This window comes from Pseudomonas sp. TE3786, from assembly GCF_054057335.1.
Genome location: NZ_JBSRZF010000003.1, coordinates 254,946 through 274,504 on the forward strand (window position 1 = coordinate 254,946; position 19,559 = coordinate 274,504).

General features: G+C 64.8%; 17 protein-coding genes. 1 reads left to right on the plus strand and 16 read right to left on the minus strand.

From position 1 onward, the window contains the following. Positions 1-10 precede the first annotated feature (10 nt). From ACVW0Y_RS05605 to ACVW0Y_RS05680, 16 genes are all read right to left on the minus strand, one after another. Positions 11-2,326, minus strand: coding sequence for a phage tail protein (locus ACVW0Y_RS05605; protein WP_457436624.1), 2,316 nt, complete (start codon positions 2,324-2,326; stop codon positions 11-13). Beyond that, positions 2,323-4,986: a hypothetical protein gene (locus tag ACVW0Y_RS05610; RefSeq protein WP_457436625.1), complete on the minus strand. Its 2,664-nt coding sequence runs from the start codon at positions 4,984-4,986 to the stop codon at positions 2,323-2,325. The genes ACVW0Y_RS05605 and ACVW0Y_RS05610 overlap by 4 nt, the downstream gene beginning before the upstream one ends. Beyond that, a complete protein-coding gene (locus ACVW0Y_RS05615) occupies positions 4,986-7,526 on the minus strand; it encodes a baseplate J/gp47 family protein (protein ID WP_457436626.1) in 2,541 nt (846 codons plus the stop codon). The genes ACVW0Y_RS05610 and ACVW0Y_RS05615 overlap by 1 nt, the downstream gene beginning before the upstream one ends. A gap of 36 nt (positions 7,527-7,562) precedes the next feature. Then, positions 7,563-7,955, minus strand: a complete 393-nt coding sequence (locus ACVW0Y_RS05620; RefSeq protein WP_457436627.1) for a GPW/gp25 family protein — start codon at positions 7,953-7,955, stop codon at positions 7,563-7,565. After that, on the minus strand, positions 7,952-8,278 hold the full coding sequence (locus ACVW0Y_RS05625) for a hypothetical protein (RefSeq protein ID WP_457436628.1): 327 nt from the start codon (positions 8,276-8,278) through the stop codon (positions 7,952-7,954). Before ACVW0Y_RS05625 ends, ACVW0Y_RS05620 begins: the two co-directional genes overlap by 4 nt. Further along, positions 8,275-8,862, minus strand: coding sequence for a phage baseplate assembly protein V (locus ACVW0Y_RS05630; protein WP_457436629.1), 588 nt, complete (start codon positions 8,860-8,862; stop codon positions 8,275-8,277). Before ACVW0Y_RS05630 ends, ACVW0Y_RS05625 begins: the two co-directional genes overlap by 4 nt. A gap of 14 nt (positions 8,863-8,876) precedes the next feature. Further along, complete coding sequence (locus tag ACVW0Y_RS05635; protein WP_457436631.1) at positions 8,877-10,022, minus strand: hypothetical protein; 1,146 nt, start codon at positions 10,020-10,022, stop codon at positions 8,877-8,879. Between the two features lie 2 nt (positions 10,023-10,024). After that, positions 10,025-10,282 carry a hypothetical protein gene (locus ACVW0Y_RS05640; protein WP_457436632.1) on the minus strand — a complete coding sequence of 86 codons (258 nt, stop codon included), beginning with the start codon at positions 10,280-10,282 and terminating at the stop codon, positions 10,025-10,027. 107 nt (positions 10,283-10,389) lie between these two features. After that, the gene (locus ACVW0Y_RS05645; protein WP_457436633.1) at positions 10,390-11,061 is read right to left on the minus strand and encodes a hypothetical protein; all 672 of its coding nucleotides are present in this window, start codon (positions 11,059-11,061) and stop codon (positions 10,390-10,392) included. Continuing rightward, positions 11,058-11,333 carry a hypothetical protein gene (locus tag ACVW0Y_RS05650; protein WP_457436634.1) on the minus strand — a complete coding sequence of 92 codons (276 nt, stop codon included), beginning with the start codon at positions 11,331-11,333 and terminating at the stop codon, positions 11,058-11,060. Before ACVW0Y_RS05650 ends, ACVW0Y_RS05645 begins: the two co-directional genes overlap by 4 nt. A gap of 117 nt (positions 11,334-11,450) precedes the next feature. Beyond that, positions 11,451-13,499 carry an ATP-binding protein gene (locus ACVW0Y_RS05655; RefSeq protein ID WP_457436635.1) on the minus strand — a complete coding sequence of 683 codons (2,049 nt, stop codon included), beginning with the start codon at positions 13,497-13,499 and terminating at the stop codon, positions 11,451-11,453. Continuing rightward, complete coding sequence (locus tag ACVW0Y_RS05660; RefSeq protein WP_457436636.1) at positions 13,496-14,665, minus strand: Pvc16 family protein; 1,170 nt, start codon at positions 14,663-14,665, stop codon at positions 13,496-13,498. The genes ACVW0Y_RS05655 and ACVW0Y_RS05660 overlap by 4 nt, the downstream gene beginning before the upstream one ends. Before the next feature lie 2 nt (positions 14,666-14,667). After that, complete coding sequence (locus ACVW0Y_RS05665) at positions 14,668-15,525, minus strand: hypothetical protein (protein ID WP_457436637.1); 858 nt, start codon at positions 15,523-15,525, stop codon at positions 14,668-14,670. Beyond that, on the minus strand, positions 15,518-16,249 hold the full coding sequence (locus tag ACVW0Y_RS05670) for a hypothetical protein (protein ID WP_457436638.1): 732 nt from the start codon (positions 16,247-16,249) through the stop codon (positions 15,518-15,520). The genes ACVW0Y_RS05665 and ACVW0Y_RS05670 overlap by 8 nt, the downstream gene beginning before the upstream one ends. A gap of 5 nt (positions 16,250-16,254) precedes the next feature. Beyond that, positions 16,255-16,773 (minus strand): phage tail protein, encoded by a 519-nt coding sequence (locus ACVW0Y_RS05675; protein ID WP_457436639.1) that lies wholly within the window; start codon positions 16,771-16,773, stop codon positions 16,255-16,257. Between the two features lie 13 nt (positions 16,774-16,786). After that, entirely contained in the window at positions 16,787-18,661 is a 1,875-nt protein-coding gene (locus ACVW0Y_RS05680; RefSeq protein WP_457436640.1) for a phage tail sheath family protein, read from the minus strand. A 631-nt stretch (positions 18,662-19,292) separates the two neighbouring features. Between ACVW0Y_RS05680 and ACVW0Y_RS05685 the strand changes: the two genes are divergently transcribed. Further along, positions 19,293-19,535: a hypothetical protein gene (locus ACVW0Y_RS05685; RefSeq protein ID WP_457436641.1), complete on the plus strand. Its 243-nt coding sequence runs from the start codon at positions 19,293-19,295 to the stop codon at positions 19,533-19,535. The last annotated feature ends 24 nt before the right edge of the window (positions 19,536-19,559 follow it).

Genomic DNA, 19,559 nt, shown 5'->3' on the forward strand with positions numbered 1-19,559 from the left:
GTTCCCTCCGTCAACTGATGGGTATCACCAGCGGCCTCACGCCAATGGGCGTGAACTCCCTGAGCCGCACGTGCAGATTGGTCCACTTGTGCGCTTCCAGCAGAAAGCCGAAGGCACCCATGGCGTCGTCGTCCGGGCCCAGTTCACGGACGCGGCGGTCGGTTTCGCGTTGCAGTTGTGCATACCCCGGCGCATTGAAGCGTTCGGCGGTAAAGACGATGCGTGCGCCTTGCACGCAGAAATGGTTGGGCGGTTTGCGGTTGTCGGCGGCGGCAAAGGCGCTCCATTTGATGCAGCCGTGCTGGTTATCGAGCACCTGAAAGGCTTGGGTGAAGATGCCGCCGCTGCCACCCACGGCGGCCACCCGCACGCCGCCAAAACAGGTGATGCCGGCAAAGTCCAGCGCTGCACCCCAGGCATTCGCCGGATCGCTGGCGGCACCGATGGCCAGCAGGCCAGTGGCTGCGTCAGCGAAGCCGAGGCCGGCATCCACCACGCTGTCCTGGATATCCAGGCGGTAGCGGCTGTCCACGGCCAAGGCACCGACCATGCAGCGTTGAATCACGATGTCTGGCGTCGGCACAAAGGCGTCGCGCTCGGCGCTGCTGGCAAAGCCATAACCGTCGAGTAAACGCAGTGCCGCCTGCATCGGCGCGCGGCTGCCGTCGCGCAGGCCATGGCCACCGGGGGCCAGGGTGCAGCCCAGCAGTTCCAGGCGCGCCACGGCGGCCCGTTCGATCAGTGCGGCGCCAGCGGCAAAGCCCGGCGCCGCCGCCAGGTACAGGCCCTGCAAACGCACCTGCGGGTATTCCGGGGTGGCCGCGGCGGCATCCACCGGGCGCAGCGAAAGCGGCTGGGCCAGCAATACGATGGGCCGGTGTTCACCCATGGCGCGCAGGGTCAGGGACTGCGCCAGGCGCAAGGAACGCGTGCCATCGATGGCGGTGCCGGGCAGGGCGGCGAGATCGATGCTATGCACCAGGCTGTCGTGGATTTCGATAATCACCGGGCCACTGGCGCTGTCGAGATCGGCCAGCGCCGCCTGCAGGCTGATGCCCCCGGCAATCGCCCCGACCCGACGAATCTCGGCGTCGCTCGGGTTGACCGGCACACTGCGCGCAACCGGGTGCGCACCCACCGGGCCGACGGCGGCGTAGGTAAAGCTGGTGTACAGCCGCGACTGCAACTGGCCGCCGCTGTCGCTGACCAGCTGATTGGCCTGGGCGGTGCTTTGCAGGCCGATCAACAGGCGGCCGATGGCCGGGTCGATCACGATCTCGCCCAGCTGCAAGGGCCGACGCAATCCGCTTTCCCAGGCACACAGATTGTCGCCGCGGTAGCGCCACACCCAGTCTGCCGGCAGCAGTGCCTGCAGGCCCTGGGGGATAAACAGTTGCAGGCCGCTATCGGCGAGATCGAAGCCGCTCAGGGGATCGCTGGCGGCATCGAAATAATCCAGCTGCACATAAGCCTCGGGCTGGCCATCGGCGCTGCCGCTGGTCAGGCGTGGGGCGAGCATGGGACCGGGCACGGCGTCCGCTTGGGTCAGGGCTTCGCCAGTGAGAAACCCCGGCCGCCCGGTATTGAACAGCTGTACCGGGATATCCAGCGGATGCAGATCAAAGCGCAACGCTCGACGGGCCAGGCCGGCGGGCAGGGCACCGAGGCTGCTTACCCCTTTGCACAGCGGCAACACCCGTGGCAGGCGATACGCCGCCAGACGCCAGAGAAAAATCGCCAGGTTGGGCAGGTTGATAGGGCGGTTGCCGTCCTGGGCGATCTTGCAGTCGGCGCTATAGGCAAAACGGTCGAACGGCGTACCGAGCAAGGCCAGGGCCGCCGGGTCGCGAAGCGGTGCGGTGCCGCCACGGGGAATCGCAAAGCGGTTGTGCGCGGGGTTGGCATAGGGCGGAGCGCCGCCAGCATCGGCGCGCTGGTGGTTAAGGTGCTGGGTCCAGCTGAGGTTTTCCCGCAGCTCCACACTGCGACAGCTCCAGCCGGTGAGATTGAAGGCCAGGCGTTCGATGGCCCCGAGGGTGCCTTTGCGCCGGCGCAGGGCGATGCTGTCGGCCACGTCGGCACGCAGGGTGCGCGACTCGCCACTGAGGTGCGAGGTGCCGAGCAGATCGGCCAGATAGGGGATTACCCAGTCTTCGCAGGTGTCGATAAACAGGTTGTCGTACAGCCGCTCGATATCGGCATGCAGGGCAGCGAAGGGTCCCTCGATGGCACCCAGATAGGCGCGCAGCTGATTGGCCGGCACCGCCTCGGCATCGCGGGTGCGGTAGATCTCCGGCAGGCGTTCGAATAGCGGCACGCGCTTCATGGGCATTCCCCTGCGCTGGGTTCGGCCAGGGCGCTCAGGCTCAGGTGTGGGGCGGCCAGTTGCAGCAGTTCATGGCCGCTGCACGGCACGCTGCCGGCCAGGCTGCGCGGCGCATAGGGCAGGGGCGCGGTCAGTGGCTGCTGCACGCTGTCGGCCAGGCGGCCAAAGGCCGTGACCTTGCACCACAGCACGCCCGCCACGTTCTGCACCACGCCTTCGATGCTGCTGGCATATTCGCGCTCACCGAGCCGGCGTTTATGCAGACCGAACAGGCCACTGCGTTCATGCTCGCCATCGGCCACCAGGCCCAGGGCCGCACGAATGCCGGCTTCGACATCGGCTTGTGGATAGCTGGGCACGCGGGCATAGCTGAGGTCGACAAACACATAACGCAGCAGCGCCTGCTCGACGATCAGGGGGAAACGGTCCGGCCCACGGCAGCGCTGCGCATGGCCGAGGGTGCCCTTTACCGCGTTGAACTCGGCTTCGCGACCGCCTTCCAGCAGCACCCGCAGGATCACCGCCGGCACACCGGCATGCAGATCCCAGGCAGCGCTGGCGGTGACCACACCGGGCACGCCGAGGGTTTCGCTTTCATAGTCCTGAATACTCACCAAGCGGCCCAGGCTCTGCACCTTGCCAGGCGCGGCCAGACGGGCTTTTTCCGCCGCTTCCGCTGCGGCACCGCCACTGACAATGCCGGCCAGGCCCAGTTTGTCGAAACCCGGCGGACGCTCGCTGGCGGTGAGCTGGGTGCCGGCTTTCAACGCGCCGAATGCGCCACTGCCACTGCGGTAATTGGCGAGCACATTGTTCAACCCCGAGGGCAGTCGCGCGCCGGTTTCGCCGTCGCCAAACTGCACAAAACTTTTGCCCTGGGCGTCTTCACGAACGATATAGATCGGCTCCTGCGGGCCATGGCCAAAGAAGCTGTCGACCCGTTGCCACAAGCGTCCTTCAACCCAGATCTGCAGCGCCGGCTGCTGCGCCGGAATAGCGGCCGGGGCGAGAAAGTAAGTCAGCGGCGCTTTGCTCAGGGCGAAGGTCTGCCAGGCCTGGCGATGATCGCCATGGCCGAGCACCACCTGGGGTTCGCTTTTGCCCTGACTGGCATCGGCAAGGTTGCCGAACACCGTGACCCGGGGCACCACCTCATCGAAATCGGCACGGGTAAAGGGCGTGGGCGGGCGATCAAAGGTCAGCCACCACAGCCTTGGCACCTCGGGGAGCGAGGTGGTGAAACTGGCGACACTGTTGGTGCAATACAACTCCACCTGGCGACCATCATCGCCCTGCAAATACAGACGCCGCCCGGCCAGCGCCCGCGCCTGGGCCTGGGTGCCATAGAAGTGCAGGGCATTGCTGCCAGTGGTAAAGCTGCCGTCCGCCGGGGCATTCAGCGGTTTCAGGGTCAGTGGCGGGCTGCTGACTTCATGCACAACGATATCGCGCACATCGCTGCCCGGCTGGGTGCTCATGGCATGGCGAATCAGCGGCTGGTCGAGGCTGAGAAAGGTGCTGGCCCCATTCAGATTGCCGAAGCCAAGGCTGGCGCTCTGCACTGCGCTGACCCGGCGCACCACGCTAAGCGGCACCGCTGTGCTGGTATTGGCGCTGCTGACTCGCGCTTGCACCACCACGCGCATGCCGGCATGCAGATCGCTGAACTCGGCATCCAGTGGCAGCAGCTCAGGTGCCAGGGCGATGCTGGCGCTGCTGTTGGTGCAACCATGGCCGGCGTACAGATGGCGGAAAAATGTGGTGCTGGATTCGCTGGCGCCGACTATATCGTTGCCGCTGGTTTTGCTGGCCACCGTCTTGGGCGGTGCGTTATGGCCAAAGTGGCGGAACGAGCGATTCACCCGGTACGCCGCCACCGGCTGGTTCCAGGCCTGTTGCAGCGGCGTGTCGGTTTCCACCAGCACCCGGCCGAGCAGCTGGGTGACGGTTTTTACCTTGATGATCTGTGGTGCCTGTTGCGCACTGAGGGTGGTGCCGCTGCTGGTCCAGGCCGGTTCCGGCGCTTGCAGCAACAGGCGGTCGCCGGGTTTCAGTTGGAAGTCCGCCAGGCTCTGGCTGTCGTTGTAACCATCGACGCTATGCAGCTCGAAACGGCTGCTACCGACGGCCAATGTGGCGGCATAGCTGCGGGGCCGGTACAGATGGAAACGGCCCAGATGGGGCCAGGCCAGCAGCTCGGCATCGGTCTGGAAGTCTGCCGGGCTCGGCTGTCCGGCCAGTTCGGCCTTGATCGGGAAACCGCTGCGCAAGGTTACCGGCTGCGTGCCGCGCACTTCGAAGGCCAGGGTGGCCCGGCCGCCAATGCCCGGGGCCAGGCGGTAACCGCTGAGACGCACCAGTTCGGCGACGCTTTCACGCCAGCTGGCGGTGCGCAGGTAGGCCTCGTTGGCGTAGTGCTCCTGATAGAAGCTGAGGATATCGCCCAGAATCGCTGCGCCTTGCAGCAGGGCAATACCCGGGTCATCGGCTTCGCGGTGGGTCCAGGCGGCCAGTTCCGGGGCGGCGTCGATACCACGGGTCATGGCTTCGACAAACTCGCCGTAACGGCCGATGCGCACGGCAATGCGCGGCAAGCCCGGGCGGTTATCGATGGGCAGGGGAAAGACAAAGGGATCGGTGATCAGCGGATTGCAGGCCATCAGCGGCGTCCTCCCTGCACGGTAAAGCGGATCAGGCCGCGTTCCAGATGGTCGGGATCGTTGGCCAGCACCAGCACTTCATCGCTGGCCATGGCCAACTGCTCGCCATTCACCAGGGCCGGCAGCGGTGAGGCAAAGCGTTTCATGCTGATGCTCAGTACATGGGCGACGCCGGCAATCCCCAGCAGCCGGCCTTCAATCTGGCTGCGGTGCAGGGCCTGGCCAAAGGTCCATTGATCAGGGTGGAAAAAGCCTGGTCGGCCATCGCTGGTCCAATGCTCGGAGAACTCCTGCTCCAAGACGAAACGCAGGTCTTCGCACCAGTAGTCGGCCGCCGCGCAAACCACCACCTGAAGCTCCAGCGGCACATAACGTGGCGGCCGAATTTCCAGGTCTTCGCCAATCAGGCGCACGGCTTCCAGGTGCGCCGAGACCCGCGGCAGCAGTTCGTCCCACAGGGCTTGCGAGTGTTCATCGCCGAGGGCGGTAAAGCCTGCAGGGTCGAGGGTGATACGCACCGTGCGCCAGCTACCGGTCCAGGCATAGCGCGCCACCGCGCGGGACACCCCGGGCACTTCTTCGGCGCGTTTGACGTAGTCGGCCAGGGTCACCGCCCGCAGCTGGCGGGCCCGAAAAGCTTCCGGCGCATTGCGGCGGATACGCTCGGCCGGTTCGGGGTCGCGGCCGTCCGTTACATCAAAGGGATTGCTGCTGGCGATCACCGCGCCATTCAGCGCGCCTTGTAGCGGTTCGCTGTGAAGTAACTGGTCGGCACCGATATTGCCGGCCGGGCCGCCGCCGATCTGGTAACGCGCATGCAGCGTGGCACCCAGCGGCAACAGCCGGCCATTGCTGCCATTGCCAAAGCGCAACAGGCTGCGCTGCAGCTCATCGGTCTCGACCATAAAGTGGTCGCCGTTTTCCGCCGAGTCATCGCTGTGCACCAGGCTTTCCACTTCATCCCAGGTTTCCCGTGCGCCACCGGCGGCCTCCACCTCCAGCCACAGGGTGGACTGTGCCGGCACTTCACCGGCACGTTGCGCGGTCGGCAGATAAGCCAAGGGGCCTTCATCGGGTAGTTCGGCGAGCACCCAGTCGCGGCCGTCCTGATGACGGTCCAGGCGCTGGAAATGGCGGTGCTTGAGCACAGCGCTATCGCTAGGCAGCAGGCCACCCGGCTCATGGAACTGCACGCTTAGCGGCCGCCCGGAATACACCGGCAGCAGGTTGCCGTAGAACACCGAGACATCATGGATGGTCTGCGGCGGCGGGCCGGGGCAAAAGGTGCTGAAGCTGTAGTCGTGGCGCAGGGCATCGTCGCGGCGCCAATTGACCCGCACCAGCCATACGCCAAGCAGCGGGTCGAACAGGGTTTCGGCACCGTCGTTGCCGCTGAGTAGACGCAGCAACTGGCGCTTGCCGCGATGGCGACCGGCAACCTGACCGGTAAGGGGGTTGAGCCGCTCGGCCAGCAGCAGCTCGCGCCATTGCCCGCTGCGTACCAGGTCGCGCAGGGCATCGGCGGCGGCCTGATCGGCCAGGCCATCGAAGGGCACCAGGTCGGCGCTGGTACTGCCGGCGGCCAGGGCCGGTTGGGCATCGCGCCAGGTGTACAGACGCAGGCGGTTAAGCAAGGGGTCCAGGCGCTGGCGTTGCACCGCCGGCAGGCGCTGCTGTCGGCTGGCGAAGTACACCGCATCAGCACTGGCCTGGGCCTCGCCGGTACGCACCAGCAGTTCCTGATCAGCCAGAGTAAAGGGTGCCTGGCCGGCCATCACATCCACCGCCAGCCAGGTACTGGCCTGGTTGCCCTGGTGCAGGTGGTAATCCATCAGCCGTGCATGGCGGGCCAGGGACACCCGTTTGCGCGTGCTGCCCAGATAGGCCTCGGCCATCACCCGGTCCTGATAGTCGCTGAGCTCATCGGCGGCCGCGGCAAACAGGTCGATCAGCACCTGGTCATGGTCGGCCTCACTGGTGCTGGTCCAACCGGGCACCCGTTCGGCCATGGCCACCATCAGGGTATGGCGGAAGGAGTCGTAGTCTTTGGCCAGATAGTCGATGGCCGGGCCGGGCAAGGCCGGGCGACCCCGTTGTGCCGGGGCGCAGTCATTGGTGAAACAGCCGGGGCGGAATTTGAAGCCGATGCTGCTGAAGAATGGATCAATCAGATTGGCGTTCCAGACCAGCTCCAGGCGGTAGGTGGAGTAGTCGCCTACTGGCGCAATGCGCAGGCGCAAACGCAGGCTGTCCATGGCGCTGACCGCCGTCACCTGCACCTGACCCGCCGCATTGCCAGCCAGCAGACGGCTGCCACCGCGCAGACGAAAAACCTGATGCACGCGGCTGGGGTCGGCACTCAGCTCGGCGACAATCGCGGCCAGGTGCAGGCCATTGAAAAAGCTCAGCTCGATATCGGCAAAGGCCGGGTTGCTGCCGGGGCCGAGGCTGACCAGGGCCAGTTTCAGGCCGTTGAGGCCATGGCTTTGCAGCACATCGGCACGGTCGTCGAGCAAGTCCGGGAAGGTAATGGCAGTCATGGTTTAACAAGTCCTTGTTGGTCGCTGCTTGGCGACTTATCTGGAACTGCGTTGAAACTTCACTACCCGCGAATCCGGGCTGCCGGCGGGGCGGTATTTCACCGTCACCTCCAGGGTGGCGGCGCTGTCGTCCCAGTTGACGTCGATCATTTCCACCGTCAGCCGGGTACCCAGCCAACGCGACAGGCCGTTGGTAATGCGTGCCTTGACCACCCCGCGCAACGCCTCGGAGGCCGGCTCGAACACCAGCTTGCGCACGCCGCCGCCAAACTCCGGCAGAAACAGGCGTTCGCCCGGGCTGGTCAGCAGCAGTTGCAGCAGTTCATCGCGCACCTGGGCGGCGTCGTCTACCGGTGCGGCGGTACGGCCATCGCTGCCGATGCGAAAGGGAAAGGCCAGGTGCCGGCCATGGGGATGTGCGCTGCTCATATGCCTTTGGCCTTTTGCTGGGTTTGCACCACCACGGCCGTGCCTTGGGGCGCCATGGCCACGTTCAGGCACAGACCGACGCTGTTTTGCAGCAGCACCGGAATGCCATGCAGGTTGGTCTGGGTGGCGGCCGTTAGCCACTGAATACGCAAGCAGGGCATGGGCACCGTGGTGGTAAAGGGACATCCGGCGATGCTGTGCTGGTCGCTGATCAGCAGCATGGCCGCGCCATCGACCTTGGCCTCGACATTGCTGGTGGTCAGCACGGCCATGCCGCCATGGGGGCAGATCACCGTGCTGGTTTCGGTAAGGATCGGGATCATGTCGGCGGCACTCCGAAAGTCATCGCACCGTTGACCAGACTGACCCCGGCCAGACCGACCTTGATCAGGCCGTTATTCAACGAGATGGACTCGTTGCTGATCTTGATTTCACAGGCACCGCAGCTGATCACGATATCGCTGGCGGTCAGGGTGATGGTCTTGGCGATCAGGCTGTCGCCATGGACGATCTTCACTTCATTGGCGGCGTCATCGAGGATCACCTGGTGGCCGGCCTTGGAAACTATCACCCGCACCTGCTCGCTCTGGGGTTGCGGGCGTTCGCCGCTGGCCCACCAGGCACCGGCCCAGATCGGGTTGTCCAGTTGCCCGGCCTCGAACTCAATCCACACCCCGGAGCCAATCTCCGGCAGCAGCACCGCGCCATGCCCGTCGCCGGCAAAAGGTGCCGCCGGCATTGCCCAGCCACAGGGGTGTTCACCGAGCACCGCCGGCACGGTGGCGCGGATCCGGCACTGGTTATTGGGGTCGCTGACATCGGTGACCACACCGCGGTACTTGCCGTAGTAGCGGCTGCCCACGCGTTCCACCAGTTGCGCCACCAATTGCTCAAGGTTGCCGTCCATCAAACCGTCTCCACTCAAAAGATGCTGACGCTGACCGACACGGAAATATTCAGCCCACCGCCCAGGGCTTCGGCGACCGCTGCGCCGGAGACCTCGCTGGTGGAATTGGTTTTCGCCTCGAAGCTCTGGGTGTAGGCCGACGGGGTGATCAGGTGCACCACCTTGGTCAACAGGTAGTCGCCGCTATAGGGCGTGGCACCGGCATCCACCCGCACCTTCTGGTAGGGCGTCAGCACGGCCGCATAACAGCCGCTGACTACTTCGCTGTGCAGCCGATAGACATAGCCGGCCCGGCGTGCGGCGGCGCTGGCAGCCGCAGTGGGGTCTTCGCGGCTGCTGTCGGCGGGGCTGAGCAGGTGTACCGGGGCCAGGTCGGCCGGTAGCGCCGGCAGGTTGCGCATCAGGCCGAGGTCGGTGGCGCTGGTTTCGAACCGGGTGACGCCCTGGTCATCGACCCGCAATACCTGGGCCTGGGTGCGCGCCCCGCCATCGGGGTCCTGGGTCACGCTGGCATTGGCCAGGTTGCGATTGGCACCGATCAGCACCAGCGGCGGCAGACCGGCGGGGCCTTCGGGGTCGGCACGGAAGCAGCCGATACTGGCTCCGGCGGTAGCGCCTGGCAGCACGTAGGTGTGGCGGTCGTTGGCATGGGCCAGCTCGCGCAGAAACTGCAACACGGTGCCGCGCCGGGTGGTGGTTTCCGGGGTGTTGCTGGTGGCATCCACCTGGGTGCTGGCCAACTGGCTGAAACGGCCGAACAGCTCACTGGCGATGGCACTGGCGCTGCGGTGCTCGAACGGCGGCTCGGTTTGTTCCTCGCGATTGAGAAAGGCGCTGTCATCGCGCACCAACAGGGTGGCGGTGCTGCGCCCGGGCAAGGCATCCAGAGCGGCGTCGATGCTCACCAGCGGGCCATCGATCAGCGGCACAAAACGGCCATTGCCGATATCCAGCTCGACACGCACCCGGGAAAACGGTGCCTGGTTATCACCCGGCCAATGCAGCCATACGCCATTGGCATCCAGGCACAACACTATCTGCACCTGTGCTTCCCAGAACGCATCCATCTCCTGGGTCACCTCGATGCGTTCGACGCGCCGCAATTGCTCGGCAGTGGCCGGCGTGCTGCCAAACCACAGGCGAAACTGCTGCTCGGCCATGCTCAGCTCCTGGGCAACACAAGGGTATCGCCGGGCTCGGCGGTGAGGGTGCGGCTGTCCAGCGCGCTATTGGCGTCGGCGATATGCCAGAACTGCGTGGCGTCACCGTTCAGCGCCTGGGCCAATAGGTCGAGGCGGTCGCCGGCTTGCACCATCAGCGGGTCGCCGGTTAAGGGGGTGAGACGGCGCAACTTAAGTGCCGGGCCATTGCTGGTTTGCACCGTGGCTACTTTGGCGTAACGCGAGTTGGGCAGGAACATAAGGTGTCTCCGGGGTTGAAGAGCATCGCGGCTAAAGCCCCTCCCAGCAGGATCGAGTGACCTTGTGGGAGGGCCTTAACCGCGATAAATCGTTCAGGCGACGTAATTCATAGCGGTATCAACTCAACAATCTGTTCTGCCGTATTGGCCAGGTTGGCGATGGCCTGGACTTCTTTGGCCAGGGTCGAGTACTCCAGGGCACCTTTGGCGAGGATGTCGTCGGAGCAGTCGTCGACGGCGTTCACGCTCAGTTGCAGGTCCACTTCGGCGCGGGTGGGGTTGAGCAGGGCGTCGTATTCCAGTTCGTTGATGCTCATCGAGTCGATGGTCACCGGCAGCACCCGGGTCAGGCCCCAGATAAACAGGATGCGTGGGTATTTTTCCCGGGGGATGGGTTGCGCCGGCGGGTCGTCGCCGCCACCGCCGCCCAGGGCGTCGCCAATGGCGTCCAGCGCAGCGCCCAGCAGGCCGGCGAGTTTGGCGCTGGGCAGGACCATTTTTTCCAGCGCCGCCAGTTGTGGACCGATGCCGAACAGTTGGGCCAGGACCTTGCCTTCGTCGAGCATATTGGCGGCGCTGAAGTGGGCCTTGAAGGTGATCTTTTCGTAGGTTTTCTCGCCGGCCTGGGTGGTTTCCCGTGGCGTGGCACCGCCGGGGCGCGGCGGGATTTCCAGGGCGCGGGAGAGGGATTCGGGGTTGAATTGGAAGATCACCACGTTGGGGATCGGGCCGATCAGGCTGGTGCCGTATTCGATCAGCGCACCGCGCAGCAGGGTCATGGTTGGGCGCTCCTGAGGCGCTGGGCCAGTTGGTTGGCGATGGCGGTGGCCAGGTCTTGGGCGTTGCTGGTGTGGGTGATGGTCAGGTTTTGTGGGTGGTGCAGGGCATGGGCCAGGGCTGGGCCAAGCAGGTGGACTGCGGCCTCGGCGGTGGCTGGGGGAATGCCTTTCAGGTTGAGGTGCAGGTTGTCGATTGTGATGCCGGGTTCCGCAGGGAATAGGGCACCTGTGGCAGGGGCTTTAGCCGCGATGCTTTTGGTTTTTTGGTCCATCGGGTTGCGCTCCTTTTGGTGATTGTCTGCATTACCGCGGTTGGGTGGGGATTGGTTTCGCGCCTTGCGCGCAGGCTGGGATCCAGAGTCTTTCGGCGCACACCGTGAGCAGGGCGTTCATCGTTCCACCCGCTGCCCCACCACCCACTCTGCATACGGCCCGAACTGGTCGAGGCTGTTGGTGCGGTCGAGTTTTTGGTATTCGCGTTGGATGGCGCGCACGACGGCGGGCATGTCCAGGCGTTTGGCGGCGTCGGCTTGGGCGCTTTGCAGGCAGGCGCTGAAGATGATGCCGCGGATATGGCCGCCCGCCAGGGCAAAACGCTGGGCGAGGAATTCGAGGTCCAGGGCGCTGGCGTCTACGCCTTGGGGAATCACGCTGCGCCAGATGCGCAGGCGTTCTTCCGGGCCTGGCAGGGGGAATTCGATGGCGAAGCGCAGGCGCCGCAGAAAGGCTTCGTCGAGGTCTTTGCGGCGGTTGGTGGCCAGGATGGTCAGGCCTTTGCAGCGCTCCATGCGCTCCAGCAGGTAGCTGATTTCCAGGTTGGCGTAGCGGTCGTGGGCGTCTTTGACTTCGCTGCGTTTGCCAAACAGGGCGTCGGCTTCGTCGAAAAACAGGATCAGGTCGGCGGCATCGGCGGCGTCGAACAGGCGGCGCAGGTTCTTTTCGGTTTCACCGATGTATTTGTTCACCACTTGCGACAGGTCGATGCGGTACAGCGGCAGCTGCAGTTGGTTGGCGATGGCTTCGGCGGCCATGGTCTTGCCGGTGCCCGGGGGGCCGGCAAAGAGTACCGCCAGGCCAGCTTCATTCCAGGGGCGGGCGGTGCCCCAGTCATGGTGGACGCGGGTCAGGTTGCCCATGGCGGTGATGATTTCCTGCAGCTGAGTGGCTTGGGCTACGGGCAGCATCAGTTCGTCGAGGGCGAAGCGTGGCTGCACCGGTTGCGCCAGGCTGCCGAGGTCCAGGTCGGCCCGCGCAGCAGCGAACAGTTGCTCGCTGGCGGGCGTTGTGCCCCGAGCATTTACTTCGGCCGCGACCCGTTCGATGGCGGCTTGTTCGTAGCGAAAACGCCGGGCCAGTTCCGCCAATGCCGGGGCCTTGGGCAGCAGCGTTTGCCACAGGGCCAGGCGCTGGCTGTAGTTCAGTGGCGGCAGATGCAGCGCTGGCAGGGTGTTGCCCAGGCCCTTGAGGCTGGCCGCCTCTGCTGCGCCAAGCCATAGCAGCAGCGGCAAGGCGGGTAGCGGCAGGCTCAGGGTCGCGGGTTCATGGCCGTGTTCGTCGCTGAGGGTTTTTGCATCCAGATACAGGGCGCAGCGGCGTAGCCAACACAGGGTCATCACCGCCGGTAGATGTTCGCGGGGCAGGGCGCGGCTCAGTTGCAGGGTCCTGAGCCCGGCTTGGGCGCTGCTGGCGGCGGCCACTTCGGCCAGGGGCGCATCGGTTGCGCCGAGCAGGGGAATCACCTGCACACCCTGGGCTAAACGCTGCAACGCGGCCTGCACCCGGGTCGTGGCCAGCGCTGGAAGTGCTTGGCGCTGCGGGCTGATGCTGCGTAATGCGGCTGGCAATTCGGCACCGCTTACCAGCAGCTCGCGGGCCACCAGGGCGGGCACCTGCAGGGGGGCATCCCAACTGGTGATGGCGTTCAGCACGCCATGGCTGAACAGCCGGTGACCGGGGTCGAAGCAGCGCAGCAGCTCATCCGGCTGCTGCCATAGGCGTTGTGCCAGGGCCAGGGTGGGTGCCTGGCGCTGCGGGTCGTTCTGGCAGCAGGCGAGCACCGCGCCTGCTGCGCTATCAAAGCTCGGCAGCAGGGCCAGGGCCAGGACAAAACACTCCACGGCCTGCAGCTGCAACTGCTCCACCAGCCAGGCGAAGCTGCCAGGGTTTGTGCTGGCAGCGGGCGGCGCGGCTTCGAGCTGTTCGCTGAGGTAACGGGCGGTGATATCGCTGGCGAAGAATTGCTGTTTGTCCTGTTGGTAGCGCTGCAGATCAAGGGCGAACAGGCTGCTGTTGATCGCCTCCGGCAGTGCCGCCGTACCTTGTTCGCCGCGCTCGCGCCACAGCCAGCAGACTTCCCGGCGCAGACGCAGGCTGACCTGGCTCAGCCAATATTGCGCGGTGGCGTCGCGGGCCTGCAGGCCTGGCACAAAACCGCTCATGGCACAGTCACCAGGGGACTGCCCTGGGCCTGCTGGTTGTTGACCCGCAGTATCACCCGATAACTGCCGGTGCCAACGGCCGCCGCTGCACCGGGCACGCTGAGGCTGTGCTGGTCGGCGCTGGCGGTGAAGGTGTCGAACAGATGCACCGTGGCACCGTCGTCCTGGCGATAGAACAGCACGCTGACATCGTCGTCCTGTTTGCCCAGCAGCAGCCCCTGCAGGTGCAGGTTGCCGCCCACCAGGTTGGCACCCGTGAGAGTCGGCAACAGGCTGGCAGCCAGCAGATTGCTGGAGCGAAACCGGCCATTGAGCAGGCGTCTGCGCACCAGCAACGGCAGCTCGCCGGCAGACAGCCGTGCGCCGTCTTCCAGGGCGGCACCGCTGGCGGCCTGGGCCTGTACCCGCAGGCGATCCGGGGCGCGTTCGAGGATGGTCAGCGCCACGTCGCCGAGCAGCACTTCATGGCTACTGGCATTCAGGTCTTCGCCATACAGGGTGAAGCTCGCCCCCAGTTCGAAACGCGCCGGTTCCACCCGCAGCAAGGTGGCACCCAGGGAGGCGCTGACATCGATCTGCACGCCGTCGCGACCGATCACGGTCTGCGGCGCGCTGCTGTAGTCGACGCCCACCAGCAAGGCACCCCGGGGTAGCACAGCGGGGACGATCATGACCGGGCGAATCTGGAAGGCCACCGACAGCCGATAACGCTCGTCGCTGCCTTGCATGGTCTTGGCGATCAGCTCCACCGGGGCATCGTCGAAGCTCAGTTTCAGGGGCTCAGGATTACCTTCCAGGGCCTTGCGCACATCCAGCGCCACCAGCGCATCCAGGCGTAAGAAAGCCAGTTCCTGCAGGGCGGCGATACCGCGCCCGAGCAGCTCGTGGGCGGCGGCGCTGTCGCTGTTTTCGCCGACATCGAAGGCGGTCAGCAGGTACTTGAGCACCAGCCACAAGGGCGGCGCTTCGCCGTCGCGCAGCACCTGGTTGCGCAGGTGGCTGTCGAAGGCGGTTTCGAACAGGTACAGATTGAGTTTCTGCTCGGTATTGGTTTTCGCCGCCTGTTCGGGCTTGCCCACGGCCACTTCAAAACCCCGGCGAATCAGCTGGTCTTGCAGCAGGCGGGTGACGGCGCCGATGGCGCGTCCGGAATCGGCCAGGGCCATGGTCAGAGATGCCTCAGGGCACGGCGGCTGAGGCCGCTACGGACCGGTGCGACGCCACGCGGGGCGGCGCTGGCTTTGCCGGTGCCGGGTTTTAGCGCAGCGACAGGTTGCGCCGGGGCCGGTGGCGCTTCGACCCGCAAATGGATGGCACCGATGGAGACGCTGATGGGCTGTTCGGTTGGCGTGGCAGGGGTTTCAGGCAGCGCTGCTATAAAACTGGCTGCGGGCGGTTGCAGCTGGGTTGCCGGCTGGTTTATGCCAGCGCTGACAGCAGCCGGCGCGGCGATGGCAATGCTCGCTTGCTGTTGGTTGGGCGGTGTTACCAGCGGCTCGGCCACTAACGGTTGAGGCGCGTTGAAAACAGCTGAATCAAACGCCGCCGGTGCCGCTGGTGCGGCGCTCGCAACCGCCACGCTGGTCGGCAGATTCAGACTGCTGGCGGTCAGCGAGGCGGCCTCGTGCGCAGTGCTTGGCTGGGGATCGCTGGCCACCCAGCGCAGCACCGATTGCAGCAACGCCTGCTGGTTGATGGGCGCATCAGCCGGCGGTGTTGCGGTGCTCGGGTGGATAACCGGTTGCTGCGTTAGGGCAGCCGGCTCAAGTACGGGCTGGGCGACGGCAAGGGGCTGGCTAACGACGTTGGCGCGCGGTTCGGCAGGCATGGCCGGTTGCTGCTCGGCAATCACCACTTGCGCCTGCCTGGCCTGGGCTGCCGGCACTGTTTCTGTGGGCGCTGCGCTAGCCGGTGCCGCGGTGAAGGTTTCCACTTCGGGTAAACCAGCATCTTCCCCAGCCGGACTGTCGACGGTAGCGGCGTCAAGACCGCTGGCGCGCAATAGCGCGGCAAAGTAGTCACTCATGATGGCTCTCGATCAACGCCAGGTACTGGGCCCGCCGCGCCGGCGCAATGGCCAGCACCTGGGCTTCGCTCCAGCCATAGCGACTGGCCAAGCTATGCACTTCGCGCAGCAGCGTCCGTTGCCGCTGCTGCAGACGGGCGAGGGCGGCAGCGTCGAGGTCGATATCCACTTCGCGCTCGGCACCACAGGCCGGGCATTGACAGGCCACGGCAAAGGCGGCCAGCGGATCGGCATCGGCCAGCGCGGCCGCCAGGAGGGCATGCTCTTCAGCGCGCACTTCGCCCTCCAGCAGCAGGCTGTCGAGCATCAGTTGCACTGCCTGTTGTCGACTGCCCGGCCGGGCGGCGCGCCAATCGCGCAGGTCATTGCCGGTGGCGCGGCGCAGGGCCAGGGTGCGGCTGTGCAGTTGCACCTGCAGGGGGGCCACGGCGCTGCTGGCGGCCAACAAGGGGGCCAGCGCCAACTCGAACTCGAAGGTTTCCGCACACAGGCTGCACTGCGCGCTAAATGCCAGCACCTGCAGGCCGTCGGTGCGCGCCGCCAACTGCAGCAGGGCGGCCGTGCGCAGGCTGACCGGCTGCTGCCACCAGAACTCAGCGTCCTGCGGCGCACTGCACTGGGCCAACAGGCTGGTGACCAGTTGCGGCCGGTCGGCGTTGGCAAAGTCCAGGTCGAGATCTTCCAGCGTGCCAAAGGCCCGTGGCGTGTGGGTGCGGCTGTCCATTGCGCTCAGCCCACCAGCGCCGGTTCGGAGGGTTCGGCCACTTCGCTGTCACGTTCCCAGCCTTCGTTTTCCAGCTTGAGGGTCTGGATGGCAATGGCATTGGCGTTGGCGTCGAGATCTGGCAGCGCCTGGAATTCAGAGACCCAGCAGCGGAACAGTTTGTAGGCCAGCACCACCTGGCCGGCTTCGTTGTACACCTCCAGGATCAGGTCTTTGCGAAAGTCCTTGAGGCTGACTTCCGCCCCCAGCCCGGTGCCGGTATGCCAGACCTTGTTGGCCCAGGCCTCGAACTCCAGGTCATGGGTGACGCCGCGCTCCAGGGTGATGGCGTCGTACTTGGTGCGCCCGGGGGATTTGCGCGAGGTCGAGGGGTCGCCGCCTTCGCGGTGCTCGACCACTTCGGTGGTGCGCTTGAGCGCCCCGACCTTGCTGACCCCGGCCACATAGCGGCCATCCCACTTGATGCGAAATTTGAAGTTTTTGTAGGGATCGAAGCGATGGGTGTTAACCGCGAATTGGGCCATGGTCCGACTCCTTTTATTGCAGATCGCCAGCGATCTGCTGAATGGTTAAGACGACGAATTCCGCTGGTTTAAGCGGCGCGAAGCCCACCTGGATATTGACGATGCCGAGGTTGCGGTCGGCCTGGGTGGTGGTCTCCTTGTCGCACTTCACAAAGAAGGCTTCCTGCTGGGTCTTGCCCTGGAACGCGCCCTGGCGGAACAGCCCGTTCATAAACGCGCCGAGGTTGAGGCGGATCTGCGCCCACAGCGGTTCGTCGTTGGGTTCGAACACCACCCACTGAGTGCCGCGGTACAGGCTTTCTTCGAGGAACAGTGCCAGGCGGCGGATGGGGATGTACTTGTATTCGTCGGCCTGGGCGTCAGCGCCCTTCAGGGTACGCGCGCCCCAGGCCACCCGGCCGTAGGCGGGAAAGCTGCGCAGCACGTTGATGCCCAAGGGGTTGATCTGGCCGTTTTCCAGGTCGTTCACCGGCAAGGCCAGATCGAGTACGCCATTCAGGGTAGCGTCGGTACCGGCTGGCGCTTTCCACACGCCACGGGTGGCATCGGTGCGCGCATACACCCCGGCCAGGGTGCCGGACGGTGCCATGGCCCGCGGTCGCAGGCCGTCGAGGGGATCGACAATGCGCACGGCGGGGAAGTAGGTGGCAGCGTTGCGTGATTTCGGCGCGCCATTGACCCAGTTGACGATGCCGGTAAGGGTGCTGCCGGCCGGGGCGTCGACGATATAGAAAGCCCGGCGTGCTTCGCAGAGCGCGGTGGCGCTGGTGACCACCACGCCTTCCTGGCCACCGGTCATATCGAAGGTTTCCGGAATCAACAGCAGATTGAACAGGTCGGCATCGAGCAGGGCGTAGATCCCGGTTTTGTTCAGTTCACTGCCCACCAGGTCTACGGCCGTGCCGCGATTGCCATCCACACCGACCGCTGTTGGCGCAACCTTGCTGACCACTGCCGGGCGATGCTCGGCGGCCCCGGTGAACTCGCGCCCGCCATTGGCCGCGCCGAGCTTGGCCACGGCGCTAAGGCCGCCGAACGCACCGCCGGCGATTACCACGCTGGACGATTCGCCGGGCGAGAGGGATTGCAGGCTCAGGTGGTCATTGCCGGCCTGGCCGTCGGCCCCGGTCTCCGACGCTTGCAGCTTGGCGGCCAGGCCGGCGGCGATGATCGCGTCATTGGCGGCGGTAACCAGATCGCCGATATCGGCCCATGGCCCATCTTCCAAGGTCAACAGAAAGGGCGTGGTGCCATCCAGGGTGCCACCGAGGGTGTTGTTGCTCGGGGCCAGAGGGAAGGTGATCGCGCCGCTGACCGCCTGGCCGTTTTGCGCAAACACCAGGCCGCCATCGACCTCGACGCGGATATAGGCCGAGGCGAAGTTGACCACCGACTCGACATACTGCGGAGACTTGGAATCCAGGCTCAGATTGCGGTGGGTTTCCAGCGGTGCCAGGGTGGTGCCGTCGATTACCAGCAGATTGAAGTCGCTGTCGGGATTGCGCACGCCGGTGTGCTCAACGCTCAGCCGGATGCCATTGCCCCAACCGCCGGGGCTGGCGGCGGTGACCGTGAGCGCGGGCGCTGCGGCACTGTTGTCGAGCACCCAGCCGGCACTGGCAAAACCGTTGGCCACGCGCACGATCAGGGCCTGGGTGCCGCCATTGAGAAAGAACTGGCGCACTGCGTAGGACACCGGGCTGTCTCGGTCCAGCCCACCATAGCCGCGCTCGAAGTCGGCAAAGCTGGTAATGGCCACGGCCTTGTCGGGCACGCCTTTGCGGGTATAGCCGACAAAGGCGGCAACGGAAGTAGCGACACCGGTAATGGTGCGCACGCCACTGGCCTTTTCGACTATGTACACACCGGGATAACTGACTTGAACCATAACGCCGACTCCTATGCGATGCAGAGGACCCACCCGACGACAAGTACGGCTAACTCTTCCTTGGCAGGTGTTGAGATATAACGGAAATAAAGCGGGTGTATTTCGTTAGTTACCTAAGGGCCATTAATTGGCTAGTACTTTTAATCGTGCTTATTTATAGCGGTTAGTTGGTACCTAAGTTCCATAATTATCTGTAACGTTGAGTTAACACTTCGTTAGCAGGCTTGCTTAGTTTGCTAACTCGCTAATAAACAAGCCTTTTAAAGCACAAGGCTACCGCCCATCGCCGTACTTAGTACGGTGACAAAGTGCGGAGGAAGTTGTTGCTGACACAGATCCTTCTGCTGCATTTGATGGCACTTTGCTGCTAATTAAAGGCGATCAAATAGGGGGGGTCGTGGCAGAGCCATCGACAGGTTAGTTCGGCGTGGGCCATGCGCCATTAAATTGCCAAGCGAAACGGCAACTTCCGACCAATGGCCAAAACTTATTTCCAATCTTTTGGTCGGAGCGCGGTTTTAATTCGGAGAACTTCGCCGAACAGGCGCGGCAAACAAAACTGCAACTCTTCTTTGTCAGTGCCGTCCCAATTGCTGTGAAGTCGATAAAGCCAGCTAAGGGGAGGCCAGCCATGTTTCGCGATTTCGACACTTGCATCGCCTGGACCGATGCCATGAAAGAAGGGCACAACTACGTTGGTCTGATCGAATACCAACCCAAGCGCATGGGCGCTGAAGTGCGCGTGCTGTGGGTGATAGTGCCGGGATGCGTGTGCGAGAACGAAGCGGAAACCGCTGCCGACAATATGTTGCGCGAGATCGCCGATATCACCCAGCTGGACCGGGTGACCTATAGCGACGGGGTGATGTTGTGATGCTCACCCGGGCCACGAGGTAAG

Excerpts from the sequence above, each read along its gene's own strand:
- ACVW0Y_RS05605 (WP_457436624.1), bottom strand. The coding sequence starts at position 2,326 with ATGAAGCGCGTGCCGCTATTCGAACGCCTGCCGGAGATCTACCGCACC.
- ACVW0Y_RS05610 (WP_457436625.1), bottom strand. The coding sequence starts at position 4,986 with ATGGCCTGCAATCCGCTGATCACCGATCCCTTTGTCTTTCCCCTGCCC.
- ACVW0Y_RS05615 (WP_457436626.1), bottom strand. The coding sequence starts at position 7,526 with ATGACTGCCATTACCTTCCCGGACTTGCTCGACGACCGTGCCGATGTG.
- ACVW0Y_RS05620 (WP_457436627.1), bottom strand. The coding sequence starts at position 7,955 with ATGAGCAGCGCACATCCCCATGGCCGGCACCTGGCCTTTCCCTTTCGC.
- ACVW0Y_RS05625 (WP_457436628.1), bottom strand. The coding sequence starts at position 8,278 with ATGATCCCGATCCTTACCGAAACCAGCACGGTGATCTGCCCCCATGGC.
- ACVW0Y_RS05630 (WP_457436629.1), bottom strand. The coding sequence starts at position 8,862 with ATGGACGGCAACCTTGAGCAATTGGTGGCGCAACTGGTGGAACGCGTG.
- ACVW0Y_RS05635 (WP_457436631.1), bottom strand. The coding sequence starts at position 10,022 with ATGGCCGAGCAGCAGTTTCGCCTGTGGTTTGGCAGCACGCCGGCCACT.
- ACVW0Y_RS05640 (WP_457436632.1), bottom strand. The coding sequence starts at position 10,282 with ATGTTCCTGCCCAACTCGCGTTACGCCAAAGTAGCCACGGTGCAAACC.
- ACVW0Y_RS05645 (WP_457436633.1), bottom strand. The coding sequence starts at position 11,061 with ATGACCCTGCTGCGCGGTGCGCTGATCGAATACGGCACCAGCCTGATC.
- ACVW0Y_RS05650 (WP_457436634.1), bottom strand. The coding sequence starts at position 11,333 with ATGGACCAAAAAACCAAAAGCATCGCGGCTAAAGCCCCTGCCACAGGT.
- ACVW0Y_RS05655 (WP_457436635.1), bottom strand. The coding sequence starts at position 13,499 with ATGAGCGGTTTTGTGCCAGGCCTGCAGGCCCGCGACGCCACCGCGCAA.
- ACVW0Y_RS05660 (WP_457436636.1), bottom strand. The coding sequence starts at position 14,665 with ATGGCCCTGGCCGATTCCGGACGCGCCATCGGCGCCGTCACCCGCCTG.
- ACVW0Y_RS05665 (WP_457436637.1), bottom strand. The coding sequence starts at position 15,525 with ATGAGTGACTACTTTGCCGCGCTATTGCGCGCCAGCGGTCTTGACGCC.
- ACVW0Y_RS05670 (WP_457436638.1), bottom strand. The coding sequence starts at position 16,249 with ATGGACAGCCGCACCCACACGCCACGGGCCTTTGGCACGCTGGAAGAT.
- ACVW0Y_RS05675 (WP_457436639.1), bottom strand. The coding sequence starts at position 16,773 with ATGGCCCAATTCGCGGTTAACACCCATCGCTTCGATCCCTACAAAAAC.
- ACVW0Y_RS05680 (WP_457436640.1), bottom strand. The coding sequence starts at position 18,661 with ATGGTTCAAGTCAGTTATCCCGGTGTGTACATAGTCGAAAAGGCCAGT.
- ACVW0Y_RS05685 (WP_457436641.1), top strand. The coding sequence starts at position 19,293 with ATGTTTCGCGATTTCGACACTTGCATCGCCTGGACCGATGCCATGAAA.